Annotated in this window: 24 protein-coding genes and 1 pseudogene; 10 read left to right on the top strand and 15 right to left on the bottom strand. The window is 70.5% G+C overall.

The genetic code is table 11. The features are described 5' to 3' along the window. Positions 1-41: 41 nt before the first annotated feature. Complete coding sequence (gene nucS / locus IEZ11_RS42840) at positions 42-713, bottom strand: endonuclease NucS (RefSeq protein WP_189268491.1); 672 nt, start codon at positions 711-713, stop codon at positions 42-44. Positions 714-1,002: 289 nt separating this feature from the next. Between nucS and IEZ11_RS42835 the strand changes: the two genes are divergently transcribed. Then, positions 1,003-1,395: an SCO5389 family protein gene (locus tag IEZ11_RS42835; protein WP_189268490.1), complete on the top strand. Its 393-nt coding sequence runs from the start codon at positions 1,003-1,005 to the stop codon at positions 1,393-1,395. A gap of 103 nt (positions 1,396-1,498) precedes the next feature. Here the strand turns inward: IEZ11_RS42835 and IEZ11_RS42830 are convergent, their stop codons facing one another. Further along, positions 1,499-2,539 (bottom strand): LLM class flavin-dependent oxidoreductase, encoded by a 1,041-nt coding sequence (locus IEZ11_RS42830; RefSeq protein WP_189268489.1) that lies wholly within the window; start codon positions 2,537-2,539, stop codon positions 1,499-1,501. 223 nt (positions 2,540-2,762) lie between these two features. Here IEZ11_RS42830 and IEZ11_RS42825 point away from each other — a divergent pair, with 223 nt between their 5' ends. Beyond that, positions 2,763-3,104: an Rv1322 family protein gene (locus tag IEZ11_RS42825; RefSeq protein WP_189268488.1), complete on the top strand. Its 342-nt coding sequence runs from the start codon at positions 2,763-2,765 to the stop codon at positions 3,102-3,104. A 25-nt stretch (positions 3,105-3,129) separates the two neighbouring features. On the opposite strand, the gene IEZ11_RS42820 is transcribed toward IEZ11_RS42825, so the two are convergent. The 7 genes from IEZ11_RS42820 to mce all read right to left on the bottom strand — a co-directional run bounded on the left by IEZ11_RS42820 (position 3,130) and on the right by mce (position 13,023). After that, a complete protein-coding gene (locus IEZ11_RS42820; RefSeq protein WP_189268487.1) occupies positions 3,130-4,011 on the bottom strand; it encodes an ABC-2 transporter permease family protein in 882 nt (293 codons plus the stop codon). Beyond that, positions 4,008-5,279: an ABC transporter ATP-binding protein gene (locus tag IEZ11_RS42815; RefSeq protein ID WP_189268486.1), complete on the bottom strand. Its 1,272-nt coding sequence runs from the start codon at positions 5,277-5,279 to the stop codon at positions 4,008-4,010. Before IEZ11_RS42815 ends, IEZ11_RS42820 begins: the two co-directional genes overlap by 4 nt. A gap of 122 nt (positions 5,280-5,401) precedes the next feature. After that, positions 5,402-6,178, bottom strand: coding sequence for an ABC transporter permease (locus IEZ11_RS42810; protein WP_189268485.1), 777 nt, complete (start codon positions 6,176-6,178; stop codon positions 5,402-5,404). Between the two features lies 1 nt (position 6,179). Continuing rightward, positions 6,180-7,136: an ATP-binding cassette domain-containing protein gene (locus IEZ11_RS42805; protein ID WP_189268484.1), complete on the bottom strand. Its 957-nt coding sequence runs from the start codon at positions 7,134-7,136 to the stop codon at positions 6,180-6,182. Positions 7,137-7,379: 243 nt separating this feature from the next. Continuing rightward, positions 7,380-8,315 carry a coiled-coil domain-containing protein gene (locus IEZ11_RS42800; RefSeq protein WP_189268483.1) on the bottom strand — a complete coding sequence of 312 codons (936 nt, stop codon included), beginning with the start codon at positions 8,313-8,315 and terminating at the stop codon, positions 7,380-7,382. Positions 8,316-8,511: 196 nt separating this feature from the next. Then, the gene (scy, locus tag IEZ11_RS42795) at positions 8,512-12,360 is read right to left on the bottom strand and encodes a polarized growth protein Scy (RefSeq protein WP_189268482.1); all 3,849 of its coding nucleotides are present in this window, start codon (positions 12,358-12,360) and stop codon (positions 8,512-8,514) included. 222 nt (positions 12,361-12,582) lie between these two features. Beyond that, positions 12,583-13,023: a methylmalonyl-CoA epimerase gene (gene mce, locus IEZ11_RS42790; protein ID WP_189268481.1), complete on the bottom strand. Its 441-nt coding sequence runs from the start codon at positions 13,021-13,023 to the stop codon at positions 12,583-12,585. 149 nt (positions 13,024-13,172) lie between these two features. Between mce and IEZ11_RS42785 the strand changes: the two genes are divergently transcribed. Together IEZ11_RS42785 and meaB are read left to right on the top strand one after the other, a co-directional pair. Further along, on the top strand, positions 13,173-14,378 hold the full coding sequence (locus IEZ11_RS42785; protein WP_189268480.1) for an acetyl-CoA C-acetyltransferase: 1,206 nt from the start codon (positions 13,173-13,175) through the stop codon (positions 14,376-14,378). A 29-nt stretch (positions 14,379-14,407) separates the two neighbouring features. Then, positions 14,408-15,364: a methylmalonyl Co-A mutase-associated GTPase MeaB gene (gene meaB, locus IEZ11_RS42780; RefSeq protein ID WP_189268479.1), complete on the top strand. Its 957-nt coding sequence runs from the start codon at positions 14,408-14,410 to the stop codon at positions 15,362-15,364. Between the two features lie 157 nt (positions 15,365-15,521). Here the strand turns inward: meaB and IEZ11_RS42775 are convergent, their stop codons facing one another. The 5 genes from IEZ11_RS42775 to IEZ11_RS42755 form a co-directional block, all read right to left on the bottom strand. Next, the gene (locus IEZ11_RS42775) at positions 15,522-15,998 is read right to left on the bottom strand and encodes a MarR family winged helix-turn-helix transcriptional regulator (protein ID WP_189268478.1); all 477 of its coding nucleotides are present in this window, start codon (positions 15,996-15,998) and stop codon (positions 15,522-15,524) included. Positions 15,999-16,090: 92 nt separating this feature from the next. Beyond that, positions 16,091-16,897: an AIM24 family protein gene (locus tag IEZ11_RS42770; protein WP_189268477.1), complete on the bottom strand. Its 807-nt coding sequence runs from the start codon at positions 16,895-16,897 to the stop codon at positions 16,091-16,093. Continuing rightward, a complete protein-coding gene (locus IEZ11_RS42765) occupies positions 16,894-17,544 on the bottom strand; it encodes an AIM24 family protein (protein WP_189268476.1) in 651 nt (216 codons plus the stop codon). The genes IEZ11_RS42770 and IEZ11_RS42765 overlap by 4 nt, the downstream gene beginning before the upstream one ends. Position 17,545: 1 nt before the next feature. After that, positions 17,546-18,178 carry an AIM24 family protein gene (locus IEZ11_RS42760; protein ID WP_189268528.1) on the bottom strand — a complete coding sequence of 211 codons (633 nt, stop codon included), beginning with the start codon at positions 18,176-18,178 and terminating at the stop codon, positions 17,546-17,548. A 76-nt stretch (positions 18,179-18,254) separates the two neighbouring features. After that, the gene (locus tag IEZ11_RS42755; RefSeq protein ID WP_229713703.1) at positions 18,255-18,509 is read right to left on the bottom strand and encodes a DUF6191 domain-containing protein; all 255 of its coding nucleotides are present in this window, start codon (positions 18,507-18,509) and stop codon (positions 18,255-18,257) included. Between the two features lie 96 nt (positions 18,510-18,605). Between IEZ11_RS42755 and IEZ11_RS42750 the strand changes: the two genes are divergently transcribed. The 4 genes and pseudogenes from IEZ11_RS42750 (at position 18,606) to IEZ11_RS42735 (ending at position 20,214) form a co-directional block, all read left to right on the top strand. Further along, entirely contained in the window at positions 18,606-18,950 is a 345-nt protein-coding gene (locus IEZ11_RS42750; RefSeq protein WP_189268475.1) for a DUF3817 domain-containing protein, read from the top strand. Continuing rightward, positions 18,947-19,240 (top strand): MTH1187 family thiamine-binding protein, encoded by a 294-nt coding sequence (locus IEZ11_RS42745; protein ID WP_189268474.1) that lies wholly within the window; start codon positions 18,947-18,949, stop codon positions 19,238-19,240. Before IEZ11_RS42750 ends, IEZ11_RS42745 begins: the two co-directional genes overlap by 4 nt. Beyond that, positions 19,237-19,694 (top strand): annotated as a pseudogene (locus IEZ11_RS42740) (MFS transporter); the annotation flags it as partial. The gene IEZ11_RS42745 and the pseudogene IEZ11_RS42740, both read left to right, overlap by 4 nt. 10 nt (positions 19,695-19,704) lie before the next feature. Beyond that, positions 19,705-20,214, top strand: a complete 510-nt coding sequence (locus tag IEZ11_RS42735; protein ID WP_189268473.1) for a MarR family winged helix-turn-helix transcriptional regulator — start codon at positions 19,705-19,707, stop codon at positions 20,212-20,214. 34 nt (positions 20,215-20,248) lie between these two features. Here IEZ11_RS42735 and IEZ11_RS42730 read toward each other — a convergent pair whose 3' ends face one another. Further along, positions 20,249-21,469 (bottom strand): RNA-guided endonuclease InsQ/TnpB family protein, encoded by a 1,221-nt coding sequence (locus tag IEZ11_RS42730; protein WP_189268472.1) that lies wholly within the window; start codon positions 21,467-21,469, stop codon positions 20,249-20,251. Positions 21,470-21,752: 283 nt separating this feature from the next. Here IEZ11_RS42730 and IEZ11_RS42725 point away from each other — a divergent pair, with 283 nt between their 5' ends. Both IEZ11_RS42725 and icmA read left to right on the top strand, forming a co-directional pair. After that, the gene (locus IEZ11_RS42725) at positions 21,753-22,097 is read left to right on the top strand and encodes a DUF3817 domain-containing protein (RefSeq protein ID WP_189268471.1); all 345 of its coding nucleotides are present in this window, start codon (positions 21,753-21,755) and stop codon (positions 22,095-22,097) included. Positions 22,098-22,187: 90 nt separating this feature from the next. Next, positions 22,188-23,888, top strand: coding sequence for a coenzyme B12-dependent isobutyryl-CoA mutase large subunit (gene icmA, locus IEZ11_RS42720; RefSeq protein WP_189268470.1), 1,701 nt, complete (start codon positions 22,188-22,190; stop codon positions 23,886-23,888). The last annotated feature ends 31 nt before the right edge of the window (positions 23,889-23,919 follow it).

Genomic DNA, 23,919 nt, shown 5'->3' with positions numbered 1-23,919 from the left:
CTTGGTCTGTCGGCCTTGTTCAGGGACGTCGGCCCGGTCTGTCAGAACAGGCGGAGCTTGTCGTCCTCGATGCCGCGCAGGGCGTTGTAGTCCAGGATCGTGTAGCCGATGCCGCGGTCGGTGGCGAGGACCTTGGCCTGGGGCTTGATCTCCTGGGCCGCGAAGATGCCCCGGACGGGGGCGAGATGGGGATCGCGGTTGAGGAGTTCCAGGTAGCGGGTGAGCTGTTCGACGCCGTCGATCTCGCCCCGGCGCTTGATCTCGATGGCCACGGTCTGGCCCTCGGCGTCGCGGCACAGGATGTCCACCGGGCCGATCGCCGTCATGTACTCGCGGCGGATGAGGGTGTAGCCGTCGCCGAGGGTCTCGATGCGGTCGGCCAGCAGCTCCTGGAGGTGCGCTTCCACGCCGTCCTTGATCAGGCCTGGGTCGACGCCCAGCTCGTGCGAGGAGTCGTGCAGGACCTCCTCCATCGTGATGATGAGCTTCTCGCCCGCCTTGTTGATGACGGTCCAGACGCCGTCCTCGTCACCCGTTCCCTCCTTGAGGGTGCACGGCGGCGACATCCAGTTGAGGGGCTTGTAGGCCCGGTCGTCCGCGTGGATGGAGACACTGCCGTCCGCCTTGACCAAGATCAGACGGGGAGCGGAGGGAAGGTGGGCGGTGAGCCGGCCGGCGTAGTCGACGGAGCACCGGGCGATGACGAGACGCATGGTCGGCAACGCTACTCGACGCCCCGCCCTCCACGCGATTCGCCCAGCTGTCGCCTCGGTCCGCCCCGGTGACCGGTCCTGGAGAGTCGCCTGCACACGCCTGTTCAAATCTGGCCGATTGTGTGCCTAAAGGGACCGTCGCATATACGCAATCTCCTGGTGAGGTCACCGCCCGTTGCCTACCGTAGTAAACGGGAGGTCGCGGAGTGTGTACTCAGCGTGTTCGGTATCGCGAACTCCCTTACCTGTCCGCCAACCCCTGCTGTTCGGGGGTGCGAGAGGAGTACCCATGTCGCTCGACGTCTCACCGGCCCTACTCGAACAGGCCGAGCGAGGCGAGGTCGACGAAGCGGATTTCGTCGACTGCGTCCGGACCTCCCTGCCCTACGCATGGGAGATGATCAGCTCCCTGGTGGCCCAGCTGAAGGTGGACGGCGGAGACTTCGCCGACAACCAGACGCCCCCGCCGGACGAGCAGGCACGCGGTCAGCTGCTGCGTGCGCTCGCGAGTGACGCCATACGCGGCGCATTGCAGCGGCACTTCGGAGTGCGGCTGGCCTTCCAGAACTGCCACCGTGTGGCGGTGTTCCCGCTGGACGCCTCGGTCGACGAGACGCTGGCCCGCTTCACCTCGGTGCGCAATCAGCTGTTGAACCAGTCCCCGGAATTCCGGGACTGCTGACGCCGTGCTTCGGTACTGCTGACGCAGTGAGCCGCTTGCTTGCCGCTCCACACGCGGGAGGTGCATCAGTCACTGGGGCGGCAAGCTCCCCGCGGCGGTGAGGTCACCGGAGGTGCGGCAGCACCTCGGCACCCAGCCGTCGTACGTTCTCCTCCGTGGCCGCCAGATCCCCCGAGCCCTCCGTCAGCAGGGCGAAACGGGAGATGCCGGTCCGCTCGGAGGTCGCGGCGAGCCGGTCGACACACAGCCGCGGGGTACCCACCGGATGGAGTCCGCAGAGCAGTTCGGTGTAGGCGAGCGGGTCCCGCATCGACCGGAACCGGCCGTCCACCGTCACATGGGCCTCCAGACCCTGCTTCAGCCAGCCCGGCATCGCCTTCGTGAGGGTCTCCGCGGCGTCGGTGCGGCGGTCCGCGATCTGGCAGACGCCGGCCGAGACATGGCCCGCCCCCGCGATCTCGTCGCCGGACCGCCCGGCCGCCCGCGCGTGCTGCCGCCACAACGCGACCATCTCGGCCTTCTCCTCGTCGCCGACGTGCATCCCGAGCAGCATCGGCAGCCCCCGCTCGGCGGCCAGCCGGATGCTCGCCGCGGAGGTGCAGGCGACCACCACCTCCGGCTCCGGCGCCTCCGCCAGCGTCTCCGTCAACGCCTCCGACGGGCGCGGTACGACGGGGACCTCACGGAACGAGAAGCGCGGACCGGAGGCCGACACGGCGGGCTCGCGCAGCCAGCGCATCAGCAGGTCGAGCGACTCGGGGAAACCCTGTTCGTACGCCTCCAGGCCGGAGCCGAAGACCTCCAGGTCCACCCAGGGCCCGCCCCGTCCCACGCCGAGCGTGAAGCGGCCGCCGCTCGTCACGTGCAGCAGCGCGGCCTGCTCGCCGAGGGCGACCGGGTGGACGGTGGGCAGTACGCTCACCGCCGTACCGACCCTCAGCCGCTGGGTGCGGCCCAGCAGCAGGGCCGCCAGGGTGACCGCGGACGGGCACGTGCCGTACGGCACGAAGTGGTGCTCGGCCAGCCACACCGCGTCCAGACCGGACTCCTCGGCCACCTCCGCCGTGCGTACCGCCCGGTGCAGGGCTTCCCCCTGACCCTGGCCCGGGAACTGGGCGGCCAGCACAAAACTACCTACGCGCATCGTTCTTCCTGCTTTCCTGGCTCCGACCCGGAGCTCCCCCATCCGGGCATAACCGTCGGACACGTGCCGAGGACACGGCCTGGCGGAGAGATTTGCGGATTGTCTGGAGAATGGGTCGTCCTGGAGGGGGACTTGTGTGGGTTGGCGCCCTACGCGTACCCCCGTGCGAGCGTCGTAGGCTGGACACAGCCCGTGCTTCCTGTATAGCCCCGAGAGGTGTCCCGTGTCCCCGCGTCGCAACCGACCCAAGGGCCCGAACGCAGCGGCCTCGTCCGGCCGGAGCGCCGAGGACGACCGCGCGGACCGCTACGGCGGCTGGCAGTCCAGCGAGAGGTGGCAGGGCGAGGAGTGGAGCGTCCGGCATGTGGCCGGCGCCAGTTCCGTCGGCAAGACCTACCGCTGCCCGGGCTGCGACCAGGTGATCCCCTCCGGCGTCCCGCACGTGGTGGCCTGGCCCGAGCACTCGGGTGTGGACGAGCGCCGGCACTGGCACAAGGCCTGCTGGAACGCGAAGGACCGCCGCACCACACGGGTGCAGCGGCCCAGGAACGCGCCGAAGTTCTGAGCGCCGTACGGCCCGGCGCCACGGCCTACACGTCCCGCTTCTCCAGCAGCGCGTAGGCGCCGGCGAACGCGACGGCCGTCACACCGAGGATGATCCACAGCGGGTCCCAGCCCGAAGGGCCCGAGTCGCTGAGGGAGTTGGAGTAGAAGACGCTCAGCTGGTTCGGGATCGAGTACTCGAACAGAGCGTTGCGCACCTGCTCCAGCGACGACGAGAACATGAACAGCGCGATCACCAGCGGGGCGAGCACCGCGCCGATCATGACGGTGATGGCACCGGCCGAGTGCCGGATGATCGAGCCGACGATCAGCGAGAGCAGCCCGAGCAGCGCGATGTAGAGGCTGACGCCGACGGTGCCCTTCAGCCATTCCCCGCCGGTCGGCGTCCGGGCCACGTCGCTCAGCATCGAGACCTGCGTCATGGCCACGAACGCGCTGGCCGCGAGGGTGATCACGAACGCGACCGCGAAGAAGACGATCGCCTTCGCCGCGAGCACGCGGGCACGGGAGGGGCAGGCCACCATCGTGGTACGGATCATGCCCGTGCCGTACTCCGAGGCGGTCGTCAGCACGCCGAGCGTGATGATGCACATGCTGCCGAGCAGCAGCCCGAAGAAGCCGAGGGACAGCGCGTTGCCGTCGGACAGGTCGCCGGACGAGGAGGAGCTGCTGACCAGCGCGCCGGCCAGCAGACCGATGCCGACCACCAGCAGGACGAAGACGCCGAGCGTCCAGATCGTCGAACGCACCGATCTGATCTTCGTCCACTCGGAGGTGATCGCGTGCCCGAGACGGGTGCGCACCACCGGGATCGGCGAGACGTAACCGGGGTACGGGCCGCCGGGCGCCGCCTGCCACTCGGGTGCGGCCGGGGCTGCCTGCGACAGCGGAGGCTGGTGGGTGCTCATCGGGCGTCCTCGGGCTTGGTCAGGTCGGCGGGAGCGGGAGCGGGAGCGGGGGCGGGAGCGGATACCGGGGCGGGCGCGGGCGCGGCGGCGGGCGCGGGAGCCGGCATCGGAGCCGGCGCGGGCGTCGGCTGTGCGTAGGGGTTCGGAGCGGCCTGGGGAGCCCCGTACGGGCCCTGCGGGGCGCCGTACCCGGCTGCGGGCGCTCCCGGTGCCCCGTACGGCCCCGCGAACGCTGTGCCGCCCTGCTGGGGCGGCGGTGGGGCGTACCAGCCAGGCTGGCCCTGCCCGGGTACCGGCATCGGCGGCTGGGCACCGGGCGGCAGGGGCTGCTGGAGGCCGGCCTTCTGGTCGATGGTGGAGCGGTAGTCGACGGCGCCCTGCGTCATCCGCATGTACGCCTCCTCCAGCGAGGCCTGGTGCGGGGACAGCTCCCACAGCCGTACGTCCGCCTCGTGCGCGAGGTCGCTGATCCGGGGCAGCGGCAGCCCGGTCACTCTGAGCGCCCCGTCCTGCTCCGGCAGCACATGGCCGCCGGCCTCGGTCAGCGCCGAACTGAGCTTCTCCCTCAGCTGCGGCTCGGTGTCCGGGGTGCGGACGCGCGCGAAGTCGGCGGAGTTGGCCGAAATGAAGTCGGTCACGCTCATGTCGGCGAGCAGCTGGCCCCGCCCGATGACGATGAGGTGGTCGGCGGTCAGCGCCATCTCGCTCATCAGATGGGAGGAGACGAAGACCGTACGGCCCTCGGCGGCCAGGGACTTCATCAGGTTGCGCACCCAGAGGATGCCCTCGGGGTCGAGGCCGTTGACCGGCTCGTCGAAGAGCAGCACCTGAGGGTCGCCGAGGAGCGCGGCGGCGATGCCGAGGCGCTGGCCCATGCCGAGCGAGAAGCCCTTGGAGCGCTTTCCGGCCACGCCCTGGAGGCCCACCACGCCGAGCACCTCGTCGACCCGGCGGGCCGGGATGGCGGACAGCTGGGCCAGGGAGAGCAGGTGGTTGCGGGCGGACCGGCCGCCGTGCACCGCCTTGGCGTCGAGCAGCGCGCCGACGTGGCGGGCGGCGTTCTGGAGCTTGCGGTACGGGTGACCGCTGATCGTCACCGAACCGGCGGTCGGGTTGTCCAGGCCCAGGATCATCCGCATGGTCGTCGACTTGCCCGAGCCGTTCGGCCCGAGGAAGCCGGTCACGGCTCCGGGGCGTACCTGGAAGGAAAGGTTGTAGACGGCGGTCTTGTCGCCGTAGCGCTTGGTCAGGCCGACAGCCTCGATCATGCTCCGCACCCATCGAAAGGATCAGGACAGCGGGGCAGACGCCCCCCGTAAGGGTTAGGAGGATATCGGGGAGCTGACGGTTCCGCCCAAGAGCATGTAAAGACTTCCGGCCGCGGGCCGGCTCACTGGGCGTCGCGCCGCTTCAGCAGGACGTACCCGCCGGCCAGCGCGGCGATCACCCACAGCCCCATGATCCCGAGCCCGCCCCAGGGTCCGTACGGGACGTCGTCGCCCGCCCTGGGCACCACCTGCATGATGTGGCTGCCCGCCTGGTCCGGCAGGAACCGGCCGATCTTCCTGGTCGCGTCGACGTTGCCGAGGATGTTGGAGACCAGGAAGAAGAACGGCATCAGGATGCCCAGCGAGAGCATCGGCGAGCGCAGCATCGCGGCCACGCCCATGGAGAACATCGCGATGAGCGTCATGTAGAGCCCGCCGCCGACCACCGCGCGCAGCACCCCGGGGTCGCCGAGGTGGGCCCGGTGGGAGCCGAGCATCGCCTGCCCGAGGAAGAAGGCCGCGAAGCTGGTGACCATGCCGACCACCAGCACCAGGGCCGCGGCCACCGCGATCTTGCTGAACAGGAAGGTGGCCCGCTGCGGCACGGCGGCCAGCGAGACCCTGATCATCCCGGTGCTGTACTCGTTGGAGACCACGAGCACCCCGAACACGATCATCGCCAGCTGGCCGAGGGTCATCCCGGCGAAGCTGATGTTCGTCGGGTCGAAGGAGAGCCGTTCGCGGGCCGGCATGGTGGAGAACTGGCTGTTCGCGAGCGCGGACAGCAGCATCCCGAGGGCCACGGTGACCACCACGGCCAGGGAGAGCGTCCAGACCGTCGAGGCGACGGACCGGATCTTGGTCCACTCGGACCGTACGACCTGGGTGACGACGGCCATGTCATGCCCCCTTGTCCCAGCCGGCGCCCCAGGCCTGCGGCACCGGGGGCGAGTCGGCGTGCGCGTGGTACTCCACGGACTCCGCCGTCAGTTGCATGAACGCCTCCTCCAGCGAGGCCTGCTGGATGCTCAGCTCGTGCAGCACGACCCCGTTCTGCGCGGCCAGCTCCCCGATCGGCTCGGCCTTGCCGCCCTCCACCTCAAGGGCCCCGGTGCCGGTCTCCACGACGGTGATCCCGGCCCCGTGCAGCACGTCGAGCAGCCGCTCGCGCTGCGGGGAGCGGACCCGCACGTACGACCGCGAGTTGGTCCGGATGAACTCCGCCATGGAGGTGTCGGCGAGCAGCCGTCCCTGTCCGATGACGACGAGGTGGTCGGCGGTCAGCGCCATCTCGCTCATGAGGTGGGAGGAGACGAACACGGTCCGGCCCTGGGCGGCCAGCGACTTCATCAGGGTCCGGATCCAGTGGATGCCCTCGGGGTCGAGTCCGTTCACCGGTTCGTCGAACATCAGGATCCGCGGATCGCCGAGCAGCGCCCCCGCGATCCCGAGCCGCTGCCCCATCCCGAGCGAGAACCCCTTGGCCTTCTTCCTCGCCACCGCCGTCAGCCCGACGGTGTCCAGCACCTCGCCGACCCGCGCCCTCGGGATCCCGTTGCTCTGCGCGAGGCACAGCAGGTGGTTGAAGGCACTGCGCCCGCCGTGCACGGCCTTGGCGTCGAGCAGGGCCCCCAGGTACGTCAGCGGATCCCTGAGCTGCTCGTACCGCTTGCCGTCGATCCGTACCCGGCCGGCCGTGGGGTGGTCGAGCCCGAGGATCATCCGCATGGTGGTGGACTTCCCGGCACCGTTGGGCCCGAGGAACCCGGTCACGATCCCGGGCCGGACGGTGAACGTGAGGTCGTCGACCGCCGTCCTGTCGCCGTAGCGCTTGGTCAGACCCGCCAACTCGATCATGCGGCCACGCTAGGACGGGGGTGCAGGGGGTGCCACCCGAGGCCGTCGGCCGGGTGCGGATCGGTGGGGGCTGATCGCGCAGTTCCCCGCGCCCCTGAAGGGGCGCCGGCCGCAGTGCCCTTCTTTTAGGGGCGCGGGGAACTGCGCGAGCAACCACACACGGCCCGCACCCGTACGACGAAGGCCCGCACCCCCCGAAAGGAATGCGGGCCTTCGATGTCGCTACTGCTTGGCCGGGACTGCTTACCGGGACTGCTGGGCCGGAACTCCACGGGAGATCGGCTCGTCCTCGGTCGGCGAGCTGGCGGCAGCCACCGCCGCACCGGTCAGCGTGGCCAGCATCTCGCGGACGTTGGTCAGCTGGGCGTTGATGCTGTCGCGGCGGTTCGTCAGCGCGGCGAGCTCACGCTCGGATTCCGACCGGATCCGGTCGGCCTTCGCGTTCGCGTCGGCGACGATGTCCTCGGCCTGACGCTGAGCCGTCTCGACGGTCTGCCGCGCACGGCGCTCCGCGTCGGTGCGCAGCTTCTCCGCCTCCAGCCGCAGCTGCTCCGCGCGGTGCTCGATCTCCGCGAGGCGCTTCTCGGCCTTCTGCTGGCGGGACGCCAGGTCGCGCTCGGACTGCTCGCGACGCTTCGCGAGGTTCGTCTCGAAGTCGGCGGCGGCCTGCGCGGCCTTCGCACGGGTCTCCTCGAAGAGGGCGTCCGCCTCCTCGCGCTTGGACTGCGCGTCCTTCTGGGCCTCGGAGCGCAGCTGCGACGCGTCGCTCTTGGCCTTCTCGACGATCCGGACGCCCTCGTCCTCGGCCTTGGCCTTGCGCTCCGCAGCGAACGATTCTGCGTCGTTGCGCACCTGCTGGGCCGCCGACTCGGCGAGCTCACGGTGCTGCTCGGCGGCGCGACGGGCCTCCTCGCGCAGGTCCTTCGCCTCCTCCTCGGCGAGGCGGAGGATCTTCTCGACACGCGCGCCGAGACCCGCGTACGACGGCTCCGCGTCGGTCACGGCGGCCTGGGCGTTCTGCGTTTCGAGGTGGAGCTCCTCGATGCGCTTTTCCAGAGCGGTGATGCGGGCGAGAGCACTGTCACGGTCGGAGACGAGCTTGGAGATGCGTTCGTCCACCTGAGCGCGGTCGTACCCACGCCGCACAAGCTCGAAGCCGTAGGGGGAAGTGTCGCTCATGGGTTTCCTGTCGAGTGAGACCGGTGAGGTGATAGGTGGAATCCTAGGGGCCGATGCGGTGTGTCATCGAGCGGATGCGTGTTTGATCTGGAGAATGACACCACTTTTGGGTGGCCGGCTGTGAGAACGCTTGCCAAAGCCTCTGCCAAAGGTCCGGTCAAAAGCCCCAGAACAGTACAGAAACGGTCCTAGGACTCTAACCTTCTGACGGCTTGCCACCCGATCGGGGGGCGCCCACCGAACTGCCCGCCTTGACTCCGCCGTCCTTGGCGGACGACGGGGTCTCGAAGGACTCCAACGCCTCCAGGACGTCCTGGACACGGGAGATCTCGCCGTTGATGTTCTCCCGCCGGCGCTCCAGGATCTCCAGCTCGCGCTTGCCGGCGTCGACCGTGGCCCTGGCCTCGCGGATCGCCTCGGCCTTGAGCTCCTCGGCCTCCCGGACCAGCGTGGCCTTCTTCAGCTCGGCCTCCTTGAGCAGCCCCTCGGCCTTCTTGACGGCGGCGATCCGCACCTTGCCCGCCTCGGAACTGGCCTCCGAGACCAGATCCTTGGCCTTGGCCTGGGCCTTGGCGAGCTGCTCCTCCGACGCCTTGATCAGCGCGTCGCAGCGGTCGCCGGTGGACTTCATGGTCTCGGCGGCCTCGCGGCGGGCCCGCTCGTGCAGCCCCTCGATCTCGGAGGTGATGCGCTCGCGCAGCTCCTCCGCACGCTCCCTTATGGCGGTGGCGTCCCGGCGCGCGCCGACGAGCAGCTCGTCCGCGTCCGTACGGGCCTTCTCCACCATCGAGTTGCCCTCGACCGTGGCCTCGGACACCAGCCGGTCGGCCTCCTTGCGGGCCGCGCCCACCATGGTGTCGGCCTGCGACTCGGCGTCCGCGGTGGTCTTCATCGCCTGCTGCTGCGCCTCGGTGAGCAGCTTGTCGGCCTCCGCGGCCGTCTCGTTGATGAGCGTGTCGACCTGCTCGGCCACGTCCTGGCGGCGCTTGTTGGCGTCCTTGCGGGACTCGTCGAGGGTCCGCTCGGCCTCCGCGCGCGCGGAGTTCAGCATGCGCTCGACCGCCGCCTCCGCGTCCCCCTTGAGCCGCTCGGCGTCGGCGCGGGTCCGGTCGGCGTGCAACTGGGCGGAGCCGACCGTCTCGGCGGCCTCGGCACGCAGCCGCTCCGCGTCGCCGGTGGCGTCCGCGATCAGCTTCTCCGCCTTGGCGATGGCGTCGGCGCGGACCCGGTCGGCCTCGGCGATGGTCTCGTTCTGGAGCCGCTCGGCCTCGTTGCGCGACTCGGTGATCAGGGTGTCGACCTGGGTCGCCGCGTCCGAACGCATCCGGTTGGCGTCCTCGCGCGCCTCGGCACGGGTACGCGTGGCGTCCTGGTCGGCCTGGGCGATGGCGTCGGAGGCCTCGGTGCGCACCCGCTGGGCGTGCGTGGACGCCTCGGACCGCAGCCGCTCCGACTCGGACATCGCGTCGGCGACGGTCCGCTCGGCGAGCGCCTTCGCCGCCTCGGACGCCTCGGCCGCCTCGCGCCGGATCCGGGTCGCGTCCTCGCTGGCCCGCTCCCGCTCCGCGTAGGCGTCGGCGCGGACCCGGTCCGACTCCTCCTCGGCCTCCCGCCGGGTACGGTCCGCCGCGTGCTCGGCGGCCGAGCGCAGCCCGGTGATCTCGTCCTGCGCCTGCTCGTGCAGCCCGGAGACCGAGTCCCGTACCTGCTGGGCGTGGAGCTCGGCGGCCGACACCATCTCGGTGGCCCGCCGGTCCGCCTCCTCGACCAGCCGTACCGCCTCGGCCTGCGCCTCCTCGACGCGGTTGCGCGCCTGGGCCAGCAGGTCCTCGCTCTGCTCGCGGGCCCGCTCCCGCTCCTGGCCGGCCTCCTCGCGCGCCGAACCGAGCAGTTCCTCGGCCTCCCGGCGGCGCCGGGAGGCCTCCTCCTGGGCGGCGGCCAGCGTCTCGGACGCCTCGGTGGACAGCCGCTCGGCGGCCGCCTGCGCCTCGGCACGCACCCGGTCGGCGGTGTCCTGGGCCTCCTGCTTGAGCCGCTCCGCCTCGGCCGCGGCCTCGGACCGCAGCCGTACGGCGACGGTCTCGCCCTCCGCGCGCGACGCCGACGCGTCGGCGGCGGCCTCGTCGCGCAGCCGTTCGGCCTCGGTCTCGGCCTGCTGCTGGAGTGTCCGGATCCGCTCGGCGGCCTCGCCGCGCAGCCGGTCGGTCTCCTCGCCGGCCTCCCGGCGGATCCGGCCGGCCTCCTCGCGCGCCTCGGTCAGCGACCGCTCGGCGGAGGCCAGCCGGTCCTCGGCCTCGGTGTGCAGCCGGGTCAGCTCCCCGGCGGCCTCCGCGCGCCGGGCCTCGACGCCCCGCTCGGTCTCCTCGCGCAGCTCGGCCGCGGCCCGCTCGGCGTCCGCCTTGAGCCCCTCGGACTGCTCCAGGACCTCCTCGCGGTGCCGGTCGGCCTCCTGCCGGGTGCGCTCCAGGGTCTCCTCGGCCTGCCGGCGCAGCGTGGTGGCGCGCTCGATGGCCTCGGTGCGGACCTTCTCGCTGTCCGTGGTCGCGGTCTGCCGCAGCTCGTCCGCGTCGGCCTTGGCCTTGGCGAGCAGTTCCTCGGCGGACCTGGCCGCCTCCTCGATCGTCTGCACGGTCTCGCGCCGGGCCTCGGCGCGGATGGACTCGCCCTCGGCGACCGCGTCGGCGCGCAGCTGCTCGGCCTCGCCGCGCAGCCGGCGGGCCTCCTCCTGCAGCTCGACCGTCTTGGCGCGGTACTCCTTGGTGTCGTCCTTCGCCGTGCCCTTGAGCTGCTCGGCGATGTCGTGCGCCTCGGCGCGCAGCCGGTCGGCCTCGGTCTCCGCCTCGGTGCGGATCCGCTCGGCCTCCTCGGCGGCGGCCTTGGTGGTGCTCCTGGCCTCCTCGGCGGCCCTGTTCAGGACGTCCTCGGCGGTCTTGGCGGCCTTCGCCAGCTGGGAGGCGCTCTCCTCGGCGGTGAGGCTGCGGGCCTTCTCGGAGGCCTCCGCGGTGATCTTCTCGGCCTCGGCGCGGGCGTCCTCGACGATCTGCTCGGCGCTCGCCTTGGTGGCCTCCGCCTCCTTGGTGGCCTCGCTGACCAGCCGGGCGACCTGCTCCTTGGCGGTCTGGGTGCGCTGCTGGTTGGTGGCCTCGGCGCTGGAGAGGGCCTTCGTGGCGCTCGCCTCGGCCTCGGTGACCAGCTTCTCGGCCTCGGACTGCGCCTTGCGCAGCGCCTCCTCGGCCTGTGCCATCCGCTCCTCGGCGGCGCGGCTCAGCTCGCCCGCCTGCCGACGGGCCGAGTCCGACTCCGTCGCGGTGGAGCTGCGCAGCTGCTCCGCGTGGTCGGTGGCCTCCTGGGCCTGCGTGGACGCGGCGTTCAGCAGGCGCTCGGCGTCCCGGCGGGCGCGCAGCAGGATCTGCTCGGCCTCGCCGCGGGCCGCCTCGGTGTCACCGGCCAGCCGCTGCCGGGCCTCGTCGGTCAGCCGCTGGGCCTCGGTACGGGCCGCGGCCATGGCCTGCTCGGCCTCGGCCCGCGACTCGTCGAGCAGCCGGCGGGCCTGCGACTCGGTGCGCGCCCGCAGCTGCTCGGCCCACGACACGTTCTCGTTGACGTGCGACTCGACGGTCTGCCGGCGCTCGGCCAGCTCCTGGTCCAGCTGCTGGCGGCGACTCACCGCCTCCTGGTGCAGCTCGGCCTGGAGCCGCGAGGCCTGCTCGGCGTGCTCCTGGAGGATCCTCTGGGTCTGCGCCCGGGCCTCCGCGGCGACCCGCTCCGCCTCCTGGCGGATCTGGTCGGCCTGCATCTGGGCGTTACGGAGCAGCTGCTCGGTGTGATAGCCGATGTCACCGCCGTCGTACGCGGGCCGGGACATGATGGTGCGGCGCGCCTCGTGCAACTTGGCGCGCAGCACCTCGACCTGGTAGCCGAGGTCCTCGGCATGCTGGATCGCCTTTTCCCGCTCGGTCTTCAGCCGTTTCATCTCGGCTTCGAAACGAGTGAGGTGGTCGACGTCAGCCGCCGGCTCTCGCTCCTGGCTCTCGTAGCCCCGCACTGCGCGGTCCCATCCGTCCCCTGGTCGCAACCTTTTCCGAACGAGCTCCGTTCTTCCGCCGAACGGGGCCCCCGGGGAATGGTGTCAGATCAACGGCGGAGCACGGGCTGCTGCCCCGACGCTCGTCCCCCGAAACCCGGACCCCGGCATGCGGCCGCCCCGGCCCTGCGAACCTGCGAAGGGACGACCGCCCCCAACCCTACCGGCCCATATGTACGAGGGTCAGTGCTCAGGTGACTCAACAGCCGCCGAAGTGACCAGTTCTGTCAGTACGCCGTGGCAGTCCTTCGGGTGCAGGAAGGTGATTCGCGACCCCATGGAGCCGATCCGTGGCTCCTCGTACAGAACGCGTACGCCCTTGTCGCGGATGCCGGCCGCGTCGCCGTCCACATCCGCCGTACCGAAGGCGATGTGGTGCACACCCTCGCCGTTCTTCGCGAGCCACTTCCCGACCGCCGAGTCCTCCCGGGTCGGTTCGAGAAGCTGCAGGTAGGAGGCGCCGCCGTCGGACGTCTCGTTGATCTTGAGCATGGCCTCGCGCACGCCCTGCTCCTCGTTGACCTCGGTGTGGAACACCTCGAAGCCGTACGTGGCCCGGTAGAACTCGACGGTCGCGTCGAGGTCGTGGCAGGCGATCCCGATGTGGTCGATTCGCGTCAGCATGGATTCAGTGCAGCGCCATGGCGGTGGTTACGCAACGTGCCAGCGATCACACTGACGGCCCGATGACGGCACGGAGTGCCACGCAATACATTCGAAGTAAACCCTCGTTCACTCCTCGGCAGTGCAGCCGGTAAGGGGATTCGCAGCTCATGACCTCTGGAACCTCTGGAACCACCTCGGTGATCGTCGCGGGCGCGCGCACGCCCATGGGACGACTGCTGGGCTCGCTGAAGTCCTTCTCCGGGGCCGACCTCGGCGGCTTCGCGATCAAGGCCGCCCTCGACCGTGCGGGGATCGGGGGCGACCAGGTGCAGTACGTGATCATGGGGCAGGTGCTCCAGGCCGGCGCCGGGCAGATCCCGGCCCGCCAGGCCGCCGTGAAGGCCGGCATCCCGATGAGCGTCCCGGCACTCACGATCAACAAGGTGTGCCTCTCCGGCCTCGACGCCATCGCGCTCGCCGACCAGCTGATCCGCGCCGGCGAGTTCGACATCGTGGTCGCGGGCGGCCAGGAGTCCATGACCAACGCCCCGCACCTGCTCCCGAAGTCCCGTGAGGGCTTCAAGTACGGCGCCATCGAGATGCTCGACGCGATGGCGTACGACGGCCTGACCGACGCCTGGGAGAACATCCCCATGGGCGAGTCGACCGAGAAGCACAACACCCGCCTCGGGATCCTGCGCCCCGAGCAGGACGAGATCGCCGCGCTGTCCCACCAGCGGGCCGCCGCCGCCCAGAAGAACGGGATCTTCGAGGCCGAGATCACCCCGGTCGAGATCCCGCAGCGCAAGGGCGAGCCGGTCGTCTTCAGCCAGGACGAGGGCATCCGCGGCGACACCACCGCGGAGTCGCTGGGCAAACTGCGCCCGGCCTTCACCCGCGACGGCACCATCACCGCCGGCACCTCCTCGCAGATCTCCGACGGCGCGGCGGCCGTGGTCGTGATGAGCAAGGCCAAGGCCGAGGAGCTGGGCCTTCAGTGGCTCGCCGAGATCGGCGCCCACGGCAACGTGGCCGGGCCGGACAACTCGCTCCAGTCGCAGCCGTCCAACGCCATCCAGCACGCCCTGAAGAAGGACGGCCTGGAGGTCTCCGACCTCGACCTCATCGAGATCAACGAGGCCTTCGCCGCGGTCGCCGTCCAGTCAATGAAGGACCTCGGCGTGTCCACCGAAACGGTGAACGTCAACGGTGGTGCCATCGCCCTGGGCCACCCCATCGGCATGTCCGGTGCCCGGCTCGTCCTGCACCTGGCCCTGGAGCTCAAGCGCCGGGGCGGGGGCGTCGGCGCGGCCGCGCTGTGCGGTGGCGGCGGCCAGGGTGACGCGCTGATCGTGCGGGTGCCCAAGGCCTGAGTGGCTTTCCCTTCGTGAACGGAGCTGTGATGCAGGACGTCTCCTCGCTGGTGGCCGGGGCGAGAGAGGGCCGACCGCGTGCGGTGGCCCGCCTGATCTCCTTGGTGGAGGGGGCGTCCCCACAGCTCAGGGAGGTCATGGCGGCGCTGGCCCCGCTGACCGGGAACGCGTGTGTCGTCGGTCTGACGGGCTCGCCGGGCGTCGGCAAGTCGACCTCCACCTCGGCCCTGGTGGCCGCCTATCGCAAACAGGGCAAACGGGTCGGCGTGCTGGCCGTCGACCCGTCCTCGCCGTTCTCCGGGGGCGCCCTGCTCGGCGACCGCGTCCGCATGTCGGACCACGCGTCCGACCCCGGCGTCTACATCCGCTCGATGGCCACCCGCGGCCACCTCGGCGGCCTCGCCTGGTCGGCCCCCCAGGCCATCCGGGTCCTCGACGCGGCGGGCTGCGACGTGATCCTCGTGGAGACCGTCGGGGTCGGCCAGTCGGAGGTCGAGATCGCCTCCCAGGCCGACACCTCGGTGGTCCTGCTCGCCCCCGGCATGGGCGACGGCATCCAGGCGGCCAAGGCCGGCATCCTGGAGATCGGCGACGTGTACGTCGTCAACAAGGCCGACCGGGACGGCGCGGACGCCACGGCCCGCGAACTGAACCACATGCTCGGCCTCGGCGAGTCCCGCGGCCCCGGCGACTGGCGCCCCCCGATCATCAAGACGGTCGCCGCGCGGTCGGAGGGTATCGACGAGCTGGTGGCAGCCCTGGAGAAGCACCGCGCCTGGATGGAGGAGCACGGCGTCCTCGCCGAACGCCGCCTCGCCCGCGCCTCCCACGAGGTCGAGACGATCGCGGTGACAGCCCTGCGCGAACGCATCGGCGACCTCCACGGCGACCGCCACCTGGGCGCACTCGCGGAACGCGTCGTGGCCGGCGAGCTGGATCCGTACCAGGCGGCGGACGAACTGGTGGCGGGGCTCACGGAGGGCTGACGGCTGGCCCGGCCGACGTCGTGGGGGTACGTGTCATGGTGCGGGCGCGGGCCGCGGGGGGTTGATCGCGCGGTTCCCCGCGCCCCTCACGGGGCGCTACGGCAAACGGCGGACGAGACCTGAACCCTCGTCCGCCGCCTTCAGCTGCCGTCTGTCGTCACGGGCGCCCGCGCTGCCCCCGCAGGTGTTCCGCGATCGGCTTCAGGCCCTTGTCCAGTTCTGTCAGGGTCTCCGGCGACAGCAGATCGATGAAGTGCCGTCGCACGGAGGCGACATGATGTGGCGCCACCTTCTTCATCGTCTCCATGCCGTGCTCGGTGAGGACGGCATACAGTCCGCGGCGGTCGGACTCGCAGTTCTCGCGGCGGACCAGGTTCGCGTTCTCCATACGGGTGATCTGGTGGGAGAGCCGGCTCTTGGACTGGAGGGTGGCGGAGGCGAGGTCGCTCATCCGCATCCGGTAGTCCTCCGACTCGGACAGGTTCACCAGGATCTCGTAGTCGTTCATTGTCAGGCCGAACGGCTGGAGATCCTTTTCGAGCTGGTACGTCAACAGCCTGTTGACCTCCAGGTGGGTGCGCCAGGCGCACTGCTCCGCATCGGTCAGCCAGCGCGTGGCCGTCTCGGTCTCCATGAATGAAGTCTACCTAAAATGTTGAAAGGCGAACTAGTGAGGGTGGTGTGACGGTGCGCACGCGTTCGATGTCACACTCCGCAGACTACCGCTCACAGCCCGAAGCGACGCTGGAGGTCCCCCAGCTGTCCGGGAAGGCGCGGTGCGCCCGGTTGCTGTGGACGGCCTGTGGAGGGGCCGCCTCCGCCAGGCACTCCGGGCTCGTGCGGAACCGCTCCCGTGGCCTGCTCCGCCATCAGGGTCTCGGTGGACTGGAGCAGGACCGTGCCGGCCCCTACGAACTCGAACTGATGCTCCTCTCCGGAGGCCCCGCCAAGGCCTGTCAGTGCACGTAGACCGCCCATGACGCCGGTCATGTACCCATGGTCGTAATGGTGACAGGGGGAGGGGCAGTCGGCCCACCCCACCAGTGCCTGCGGGTCCACCCGGACGGGGGGTTCCATGAACACCACCGGACCGTTGGACGCGGCCACAAACTTTCCGGTTCCGATAAGGGTCAGAAAACCGGGAACGATTGATTGCTTCAGCGCGAGACTTGGCTGAAAAGCGAGCAGGTTGCCGGAGCGAATGGTCAGGTTGCCGTCGTCCAGGTCGTACGAGTTCACATCGAACGCCCGGTCGGCGAGGAGCATCCGGCCCGATCCCTCCGCCACCACCCAGTCGCTCGCGTGCAGAGGCGAATGGAACGACGTACGGACAAGTCGGTCCAAACGGCCGTGCCCGATGCCGTTGAAGTCGATCGAGCCGTAGTAGGCGATCATCTTCCCCTTCTGCAGGAACCACTGACTGCTCTTGAGCTCCACGCAGAAGGTGTACTTGTTGACGTTGTCGTCGACGGGGAGGGTCATGGGGTCGTACACCACCGGCCCGGCGGCTCCGGGGGCTCCGTATGCGCTCACAGCTTCTCCTCCGACGCCTGCACGTACACCATGCCGTTGCCGCTGAGCTCCAGCTGGAACGCCTCGCCGGAGCCGCGGCCCACCATCTCCCGCCACCCCAGCGCCGACGACAGCTTGTTGCGCACGTCGCCGTGGTGGGCGACGTAGGCCTGCGGGTCCACGTGGACCGGGCGCTGCGGAGTGACCGGGATCTCGAAGACCCCGCCGTGGGCCATCACGGCGACCGCGCCGTGCCCCTTGAGGGTGGTGGTGAACAGGCCCTGGCCGGTGACCTGGCCGCGCACCATGCCCATCACGCCGCCCTGGGAACCCATGAACATCGTCCCCTGCTGGAGTGTGCCCTCGAAGGCGAGCAGCCGGTCCGCCTCGACGTAGAGGGTGTCCCCGGTGAGGGTGATGACCTGGACGTGGTGGCCGCCGTGCCCGAAGAAGACCGTGCCGCTGCCCTCGACGGTCATCAGGGGGGTCGCCTCGCCGGCGACCCGGCGGCCGAGCATGGACATCAGCCCGCCCTGGCCGCCCTGGATGTTGGGCGTGAAGGACACCTCGCCCTTGTACGCGAGCATCGCCCCGCGCTGGCTGTAGAGCCGCTGCCCGGGGACGACGGTCGCCTCGACCATCTTCGCGTTCACCTCGCGCAGGGCCATGTCAGACGTCCCCCGCGATCGTGTTGCGCTCGCTCGGCTGTACGTACACCAGGCCGTCCCCCTCGAACCGGATCTGGAAGGCCTCCCCGCCGCCCTCCCCGAAGAAGGTGCGGAAGGTCACCCCCGACTGGAAGGACTGGCGGAGGCTGCCCTGGTGGGCGATGTAGGCGCCCGGGTCCACGGTCAGCGGGTACTGCGGGCTGACTCTGAGCACCACCGCCGGGCCGTCCGACATGATCGCCGCCTGGCCGTGGCCCTCGACGGTGGTGGTGAACAGGCCGTTTCCCTGGGAGGCGCCGCGCAGGCCGGTGAACGTCGTGCCGGTGCGCAGGCCGGCGTCGGTCGCGAGCAGGTTGCTCGACTCGACGTACAGCTTGTCGCCCCGGAGGCCGACCAGGTTGATCTCGGACGCCCGGTCCGCGAACCAGCACGTCCCGTGCCCCTTCACCTCCATCACCGTCATCTGCTCGCCGGTGAGCCGCCGGGTCACCATCCCGCGCAGCCCCTCGCCGCCACCGCTCAGCTTCTTGAACGCCATCTGCCCGTCGTACGCGACCATCGAGCCGTTCTTCGCCTTCACGGCGTCCCCGGTCATCTCGACGGCGAGCACCTTGCTGCCCTGAAGTCGGAACATCGCCACGCTGCGAAGGTAGTCGCAGGCAGACGGCGGCGACAGGTCCCACGGGTGGACGTCACCCCGGATCCGACCCCTAGGGGTGCGGCCGCCGCTCACCGGGGAGGCGTATCACGGCCGTTCCCACCGTCAGGTCGACCCTGGACCTCGGCGGCGCGCCGTCCTCCTCGTCGTCGCGCAGCACCAGCGCGCTCTGCCGCTCCTTGAGCTCGTGCCGCTTGCCCGGGAAGAGCGCCGCGTGCAGCTGCTCGAAGCCGGTCGCGGAGATCTGCCCCTGCCGCGCCGCGTTCCGCCACGGCAGCATTCCGGCCCGCCCGGCCCGGCCTCCCACCCCCGCGCCGGGTCCGCGCGGCCCCTTTGCCACAATGGCTGAACGTTTGTGCTCGCGTTCACAAAGAGTGGACGTCTCTCCCACCGAAGGTGACTCGTGGACATCAAGACCGCCACCGCCATCCGCCGCCTGCGCCTGGTCTCCGCCCCGGAGGCCGTCTCCTTCCTGATCCTCCTCGTCTGCTCGGTGCTCAAGCGGACCACGGACTTCAACGCGGTGCCCGTGATGGGCGCGATCCACGGCGTCCTGTTCATCCTCTACGTGATCTTCTGGGCCGACGCCTGGAACCGCACGAAGTGGTCGGCGAAGACCGCCGCCTTCTACTTCGTCCTCTCCGTCCTGCCGACCGGCGGCTTCTTCGCGGAGCGCAAGCTGCGCCGCGAGGCCGAGGACGCGGTCATCGCGTCCCGCGCCCGCCAGGAAGGGACCGTGAACGCATGATTGTCGCCTTCTCCGTCACGCCGCTGGGCGTCGGCGAGGACGTGGGGGAGTACGTCGCCGACGCGGTCCGGGTGGTCCGCGAGTCGGGGCTGCCCAACCGCACCGACGCCATGTTCACCTCGATCGAGGGTGAGTGGGACCAGGTCATGGACGTCGTCAGGCGCGCCGTCGCCGTCGTCGAGGAGCGCGCCCCGCGCGTCTCCCTGGTCCTCAAGGCGGACATCCGGCCCGGCATCACCGACGGACTCACCAGCAAGGTGGCGACGGTCGAGCAGTACCTGGCCGAATAGCCCCGGCAGCCCCGGCAGCCCCGGCAGCCCCGGCAGCCCCGGCAGCCCCGGCAGCCGGGTCCCCGGGGCTCGGCCTGCTGATGTGCGCGCTGCCGGTCGGCACGGTCGCCGGGGAGCTGTACGCCGGCGCCCGGCTCGGCGTACACGCCGGGCCCGGACCAGCGGTTCGTCGGGCCGTGCCCGTGGAACTGCGCGGCCGGGCCATGACCGTGCTCAGTGCCGGGCTGATGACCGTCCAGGGCATCGGCATGACGCTGGCGGGCGTGGCCGCGGAGGCGGTGGGGGTGCGGACCGCGGTGGCGGGCGCCGGAGTGCTGGGAGCGGCCTGCCGCTGTGCCCTCGCCGCGGCAGCCCGGCGTCCCCCGCCGGCTCCCGTGGCGGGCCTGGTGGCGGGGGCGACGCGCAGGTGACCGAAAGCCGAGACACGGCTGACCGCTATATGACCGGCCGGTAGGGTCGGTGGCGTGTCCAAGCCTCTCAGCCTTCCCTTCGACCCCATCGCCCGAGCCGACGACCTCTGGAAGCGGCGCTGGGGAAGCGTCCCGTCGATGGCCGCGATCACCTCGATCATGCGGGCCCAGCAGATCCTGTTGGCCGAGGTCGACGCGGTGGTCAAGCCGTACGGGCTGACGTTCGCGCGCTACGAGGCGCTGGTGCTGCTCACCTTCTCGAAGGCCGGCGAACTGCCGATGTCGAAGATCGGTGAGCGGCTGATGGTGCACCCGACCTCGGTGACGAACACCGTCGACCGGCTGGTGAGGTCCGGCCTCGTCGACAAGCGGCCCAACCCCAACGACGGACGCGGCACGCTCGCCACGATCACCGAGAAGGGCCGCGAGGTCGTCGAGGCGGCCACCCGTGACCTGATGGCGATGGACTTCGGGCTCGGGGTGTACGACGCCGAGGAGTGCGGGGAGATCTTCGCGATGCTGCGGCCGCTGCGGATCGCCGCGAGCGACTTCGACGAGGATTGAATCCTCCCCTCCCTGAAGGGAGGGGATTCCTGGCTCAGGCCGCCTCCTGGAGCAGCGCTCCAGGAGGTCTTGCGCCATCGGCACCAGCCGGGTCGAGACCAGCCCGGACGAGCATCACGCGTGCGGAGTTCCTGTCCCTGGGGGACACGGTCCGGCATGCGGTGCAGGTGTAGGTGCGCTCACCCAGCGGCAGTGCGTGCTTGGCTCTCGCTCCGCAGTGCGCGCAGTCCATCGTGGTGTACGCGGGGTGGACAAGGCGGATGTCCCGCCCGTGCTTGCGGCCCATCTCGACCAGAGCCGCCTTGGTGGCGCCGATGGCGGCGTCAGCGGCTTTACGCGCCATGGTGGTCCTGGCCAGGAACCTCGGCCTGAAGTCCTCGACGGCCGCGGCGTCGTGGTCGCGGACCACCTTCTTGGCCCACTTACGGCCGGTGTCCTCCCGCTGCCGGGCGACCTTCTTGTACGACTTCGCGCGCAGCCTCTTCGCCTCGCCGTAGCCCTTCGATCCCGGCTGTCCCTTGTCCGGTCTGCGGCGGGCCATCATCCGGTCGTACCGGGTCAGCTTCGCCTGAGCCTTCCTGCCGTGCCCGGCGTGGACCAGGTCGTGGTCATCGGACGTGGTGGTGGCGGTCTGCCTGACGCCCCAGTCGACACCGATCACCTGACCAGTCTTCGGCAAGGGTTCGGTCTGGGCGGCGACGACGAACGAGGCGTACCAGTGCCCGAGGCTGTCCTGGTACACGCGCACCGAGGACGGCTCGGCCGGAAGGGCCCGCGACCACACCACCGTCACGACGATGCCGCCCGCCAGATGCAGCCTGCCGTGACGCAGCCGGAAGCCACGCCGGGTGTAGTTCAGGCTCGCCCGCGCCTCGCGCTTCTTCTTGTGCCGCGGCATACCGGCCCGGCGCGTCATCGGCAACCGCTCCCGGATGTCCTTGTGCGCCTTGGCGCGGGAGCGTCCGAAGTCGCGGATGACCTGCTGCTGGGGAACCGACGAGCCTTCACGTAGCCACGGTGTGCGAGCGCGGGCTTCGGTCAGCATCCTGTCGAGCTGCGCCGGGCCGCACGTGGCCTTCCGCCCGGTGGCCTTGTTACGCAGGTGTACGGCCCCGGATGTAGCGACGCATTCGTTCCATACCCAGCGGCACCGGTCCCACTCCGCCGCCAGGGCACTGCGGGTGACAGAGGACACGCGCAGCCGGTAGGTGTACCGGGCATGGCCTGCGATATCGGTCCCCGCTGCTTCCGCCATGCCGAACCCCCCACCCTCGTACTCGTCATGCCCCCTGCTCTCACACGACCATACGAGCGAGATTCGCACGCGCACACCGACCTACCGCCACGGCCATCCTTATCGGCGAATACAGGCACATGCGTTCGCCTTCGCTCGGCTCGGCCGGTCGGACGCGGTGGCGCGCCGAGTCCACGGGCCGGATGCGGTCACGCTCCACGTCGCTGCCACCAGGTGAACCTGCTGCCTGCCGAGCGGTGACCCGCGGCAAGATCTCCCGGAACGGGTGGTTACGCTCGTCTCCATGAAAAAGAGCGTGCTGACCCGCTACCGCGTCCTGGCCTATGTCACCGGTGTCCTGCTGGTGCTGCTGTGCCTGAGCATGATCGCCAAGTACGGGCTGGACATCGACGGTGCGGCCGACGTCACGCGCGTCGTCGCCATCGCGCACGGCTGGCTCTACGTCGTCTACCTGGTCTTCGCCTTCGACCTGGGCTCCAAGGCGAAGTGGCCGGTCGGCAAGCAGCTGTGGGTGCTGCTGGCGGGCACGATCCCGACCGCCGCCTTCTTCGTGGAACGCAAGGTCACCCGCGAGCTCGACGCCAAGGTCGCCGAGGGCACTCCGGTGGCCGCCAAGGTCCAGGCCTAGGGCGCAGGCCCCGGGCCGTACCGCCGTACGGACACCCGTACGGCGGTTCTCCGTCGACATTTACTTGGACGTCCTAGTAAATTCGATGGTATGGACGCTGACGCCATCGAGGAGGGCCGCCGACGCTGGCAGGCCCGCTACGACGCGGCCCGCAAGCGGGACGCCGACTTCACCACGCTCTCCGGTGACCCCGTCGAGCCGGTGTACGGACCCAGGCCGGGTGACACGTACGAGGGATTCGAGCGGATCGGCTGGCCGGGGGAGTACCCCTTCACGCGCGGGCTGTATCCGACCGGCTACCGCGGGCGGACCTGGACCATCCGGCAGTTCGCCGGGTTCGGCAACGCCGGGCAGACCAACGAGCGCTACAAGATGATCCTCGGCCACGGCGGCGGCGGTCTGTCCGTCGCGTTCGACATGCCGACCCTCATGGGGCGCGACTCCGACGACCCGCGCTCGCTCGGCGAGGTCGGGCACTGCGGGGTGGCCGTCGACTCCGCCGCCGACATGGAGGTCCTGTTCAAGGACATCCCGCTGGGCGACGTCACGACGTCCATGACGATCAGCGGGCCCGCCGTGCCCGTCTTCTGCATGTACCTGGTCGCCGCCGAACGGCAGGGCGTCGACCCGTCGGTCCTCAACGGCACGCTGCAGACCGACATCTTCAAGGAGTACATCGCCCAGAAGGAGTGGCTGTTCCAGCCCGAACCCCATCTGCGGCTGATCGGCGACCTGATGGAGTACTGCGCGGCCGGCATCCCCGCGTACAAGCCGCTGTCCGTGTCGGGCTACCACATCCGCGAGGCGGGTGCGACGGCCGCGCAGGAGCTGGCCTACACGCTCGCGGACGGCTTCGGTTACGTGGAGCTGGGGTTGAGCCGCGGCCTCGACGTGGACGTGTTCGCGCCCGGACTCTCCTTCTTCTTCGACGCGCACGTCGACTTCTTCGAGGAGATCGCCAAGTTCCGCGCGGCGCGCCGGATCTGGGCGCGCTGGATGCGGGACGTCTACGGCTCCCGGTCGGACAAGTCGCAGTGGCTGCGCTTCCACACCCAGACCGCCGGGGTCTCCCTGACCGCCCAGCAGCCCTACAACAACGTGGTGCGGACGGCCGTGGAGGCGCTGGCGGCGGTGCTCGGCGGGACCAACTCGCTGCACACCAACGCCCTGGACGAGACCCTCGCGCTGCCGAGCGAGCAGGCCGCAGAGATCGCGCTGCGCACCCAGCAGGTGCTCATGGAGGAGACCGGGGTCGCCAACGTGGCGGATCCGCTGGGCGGTTCCTGGTACGTCGAGCAGCTCACCGACCGGATCGAGGCCGACGCCGAGAAGATCTTCGACCAGATCAAGGAGCGGGGGCTGCGCGCCCGTCCGGACGGGCGGCACCCGATCGGGCCGGTCACGTCCGGGATCCTGCGGGGCATCGAGGACGGCTGGTTCACCGGCGAGATCGCCGAGTCCGCCTTCCAGTACCAGCGGGCGCTGGAGAAGGGCGACAAGCGGGTCGTCGGCGTCAACGTGCACACCGGGTCCGTCACCGGGGACCTGGAGATCCTGCGGGTCTCGCACGAGGTGGAGCGCGAGCAGGTGCGGACGCTCGGTGAGCGGAAGGCCGCGCGGGACGAGAGCGCGGTGCGTGCCGCGCTGGACGCGATGCTGGGGGCGGCGCGGTCCGGCGCCAACATGATCGCCCCGATGCTCGACGCGGTACGCGCCGAAGCGACCCTCGGTGAGATCTGCGGGGTGCTCCGGGACGAGTGGGGGGTGTACACGGAGCCGCCGGGGTTCTGACGGAGGGCGCGTCGATATGTGATGTACACCT

Source organism: Streptomyces fuscichromogenes (assembly GCF_014645815.1).
Classification (GTDB): Bacteria; Actinomycetota; Actinomycetes; order Streptomycetales; family Streptomycetaceae; genus Streptomyces; species Streptomyces fuscichromogenes.
This window is presented reverse-complemented; position numbering and strand designations above follow the sequence as displayed.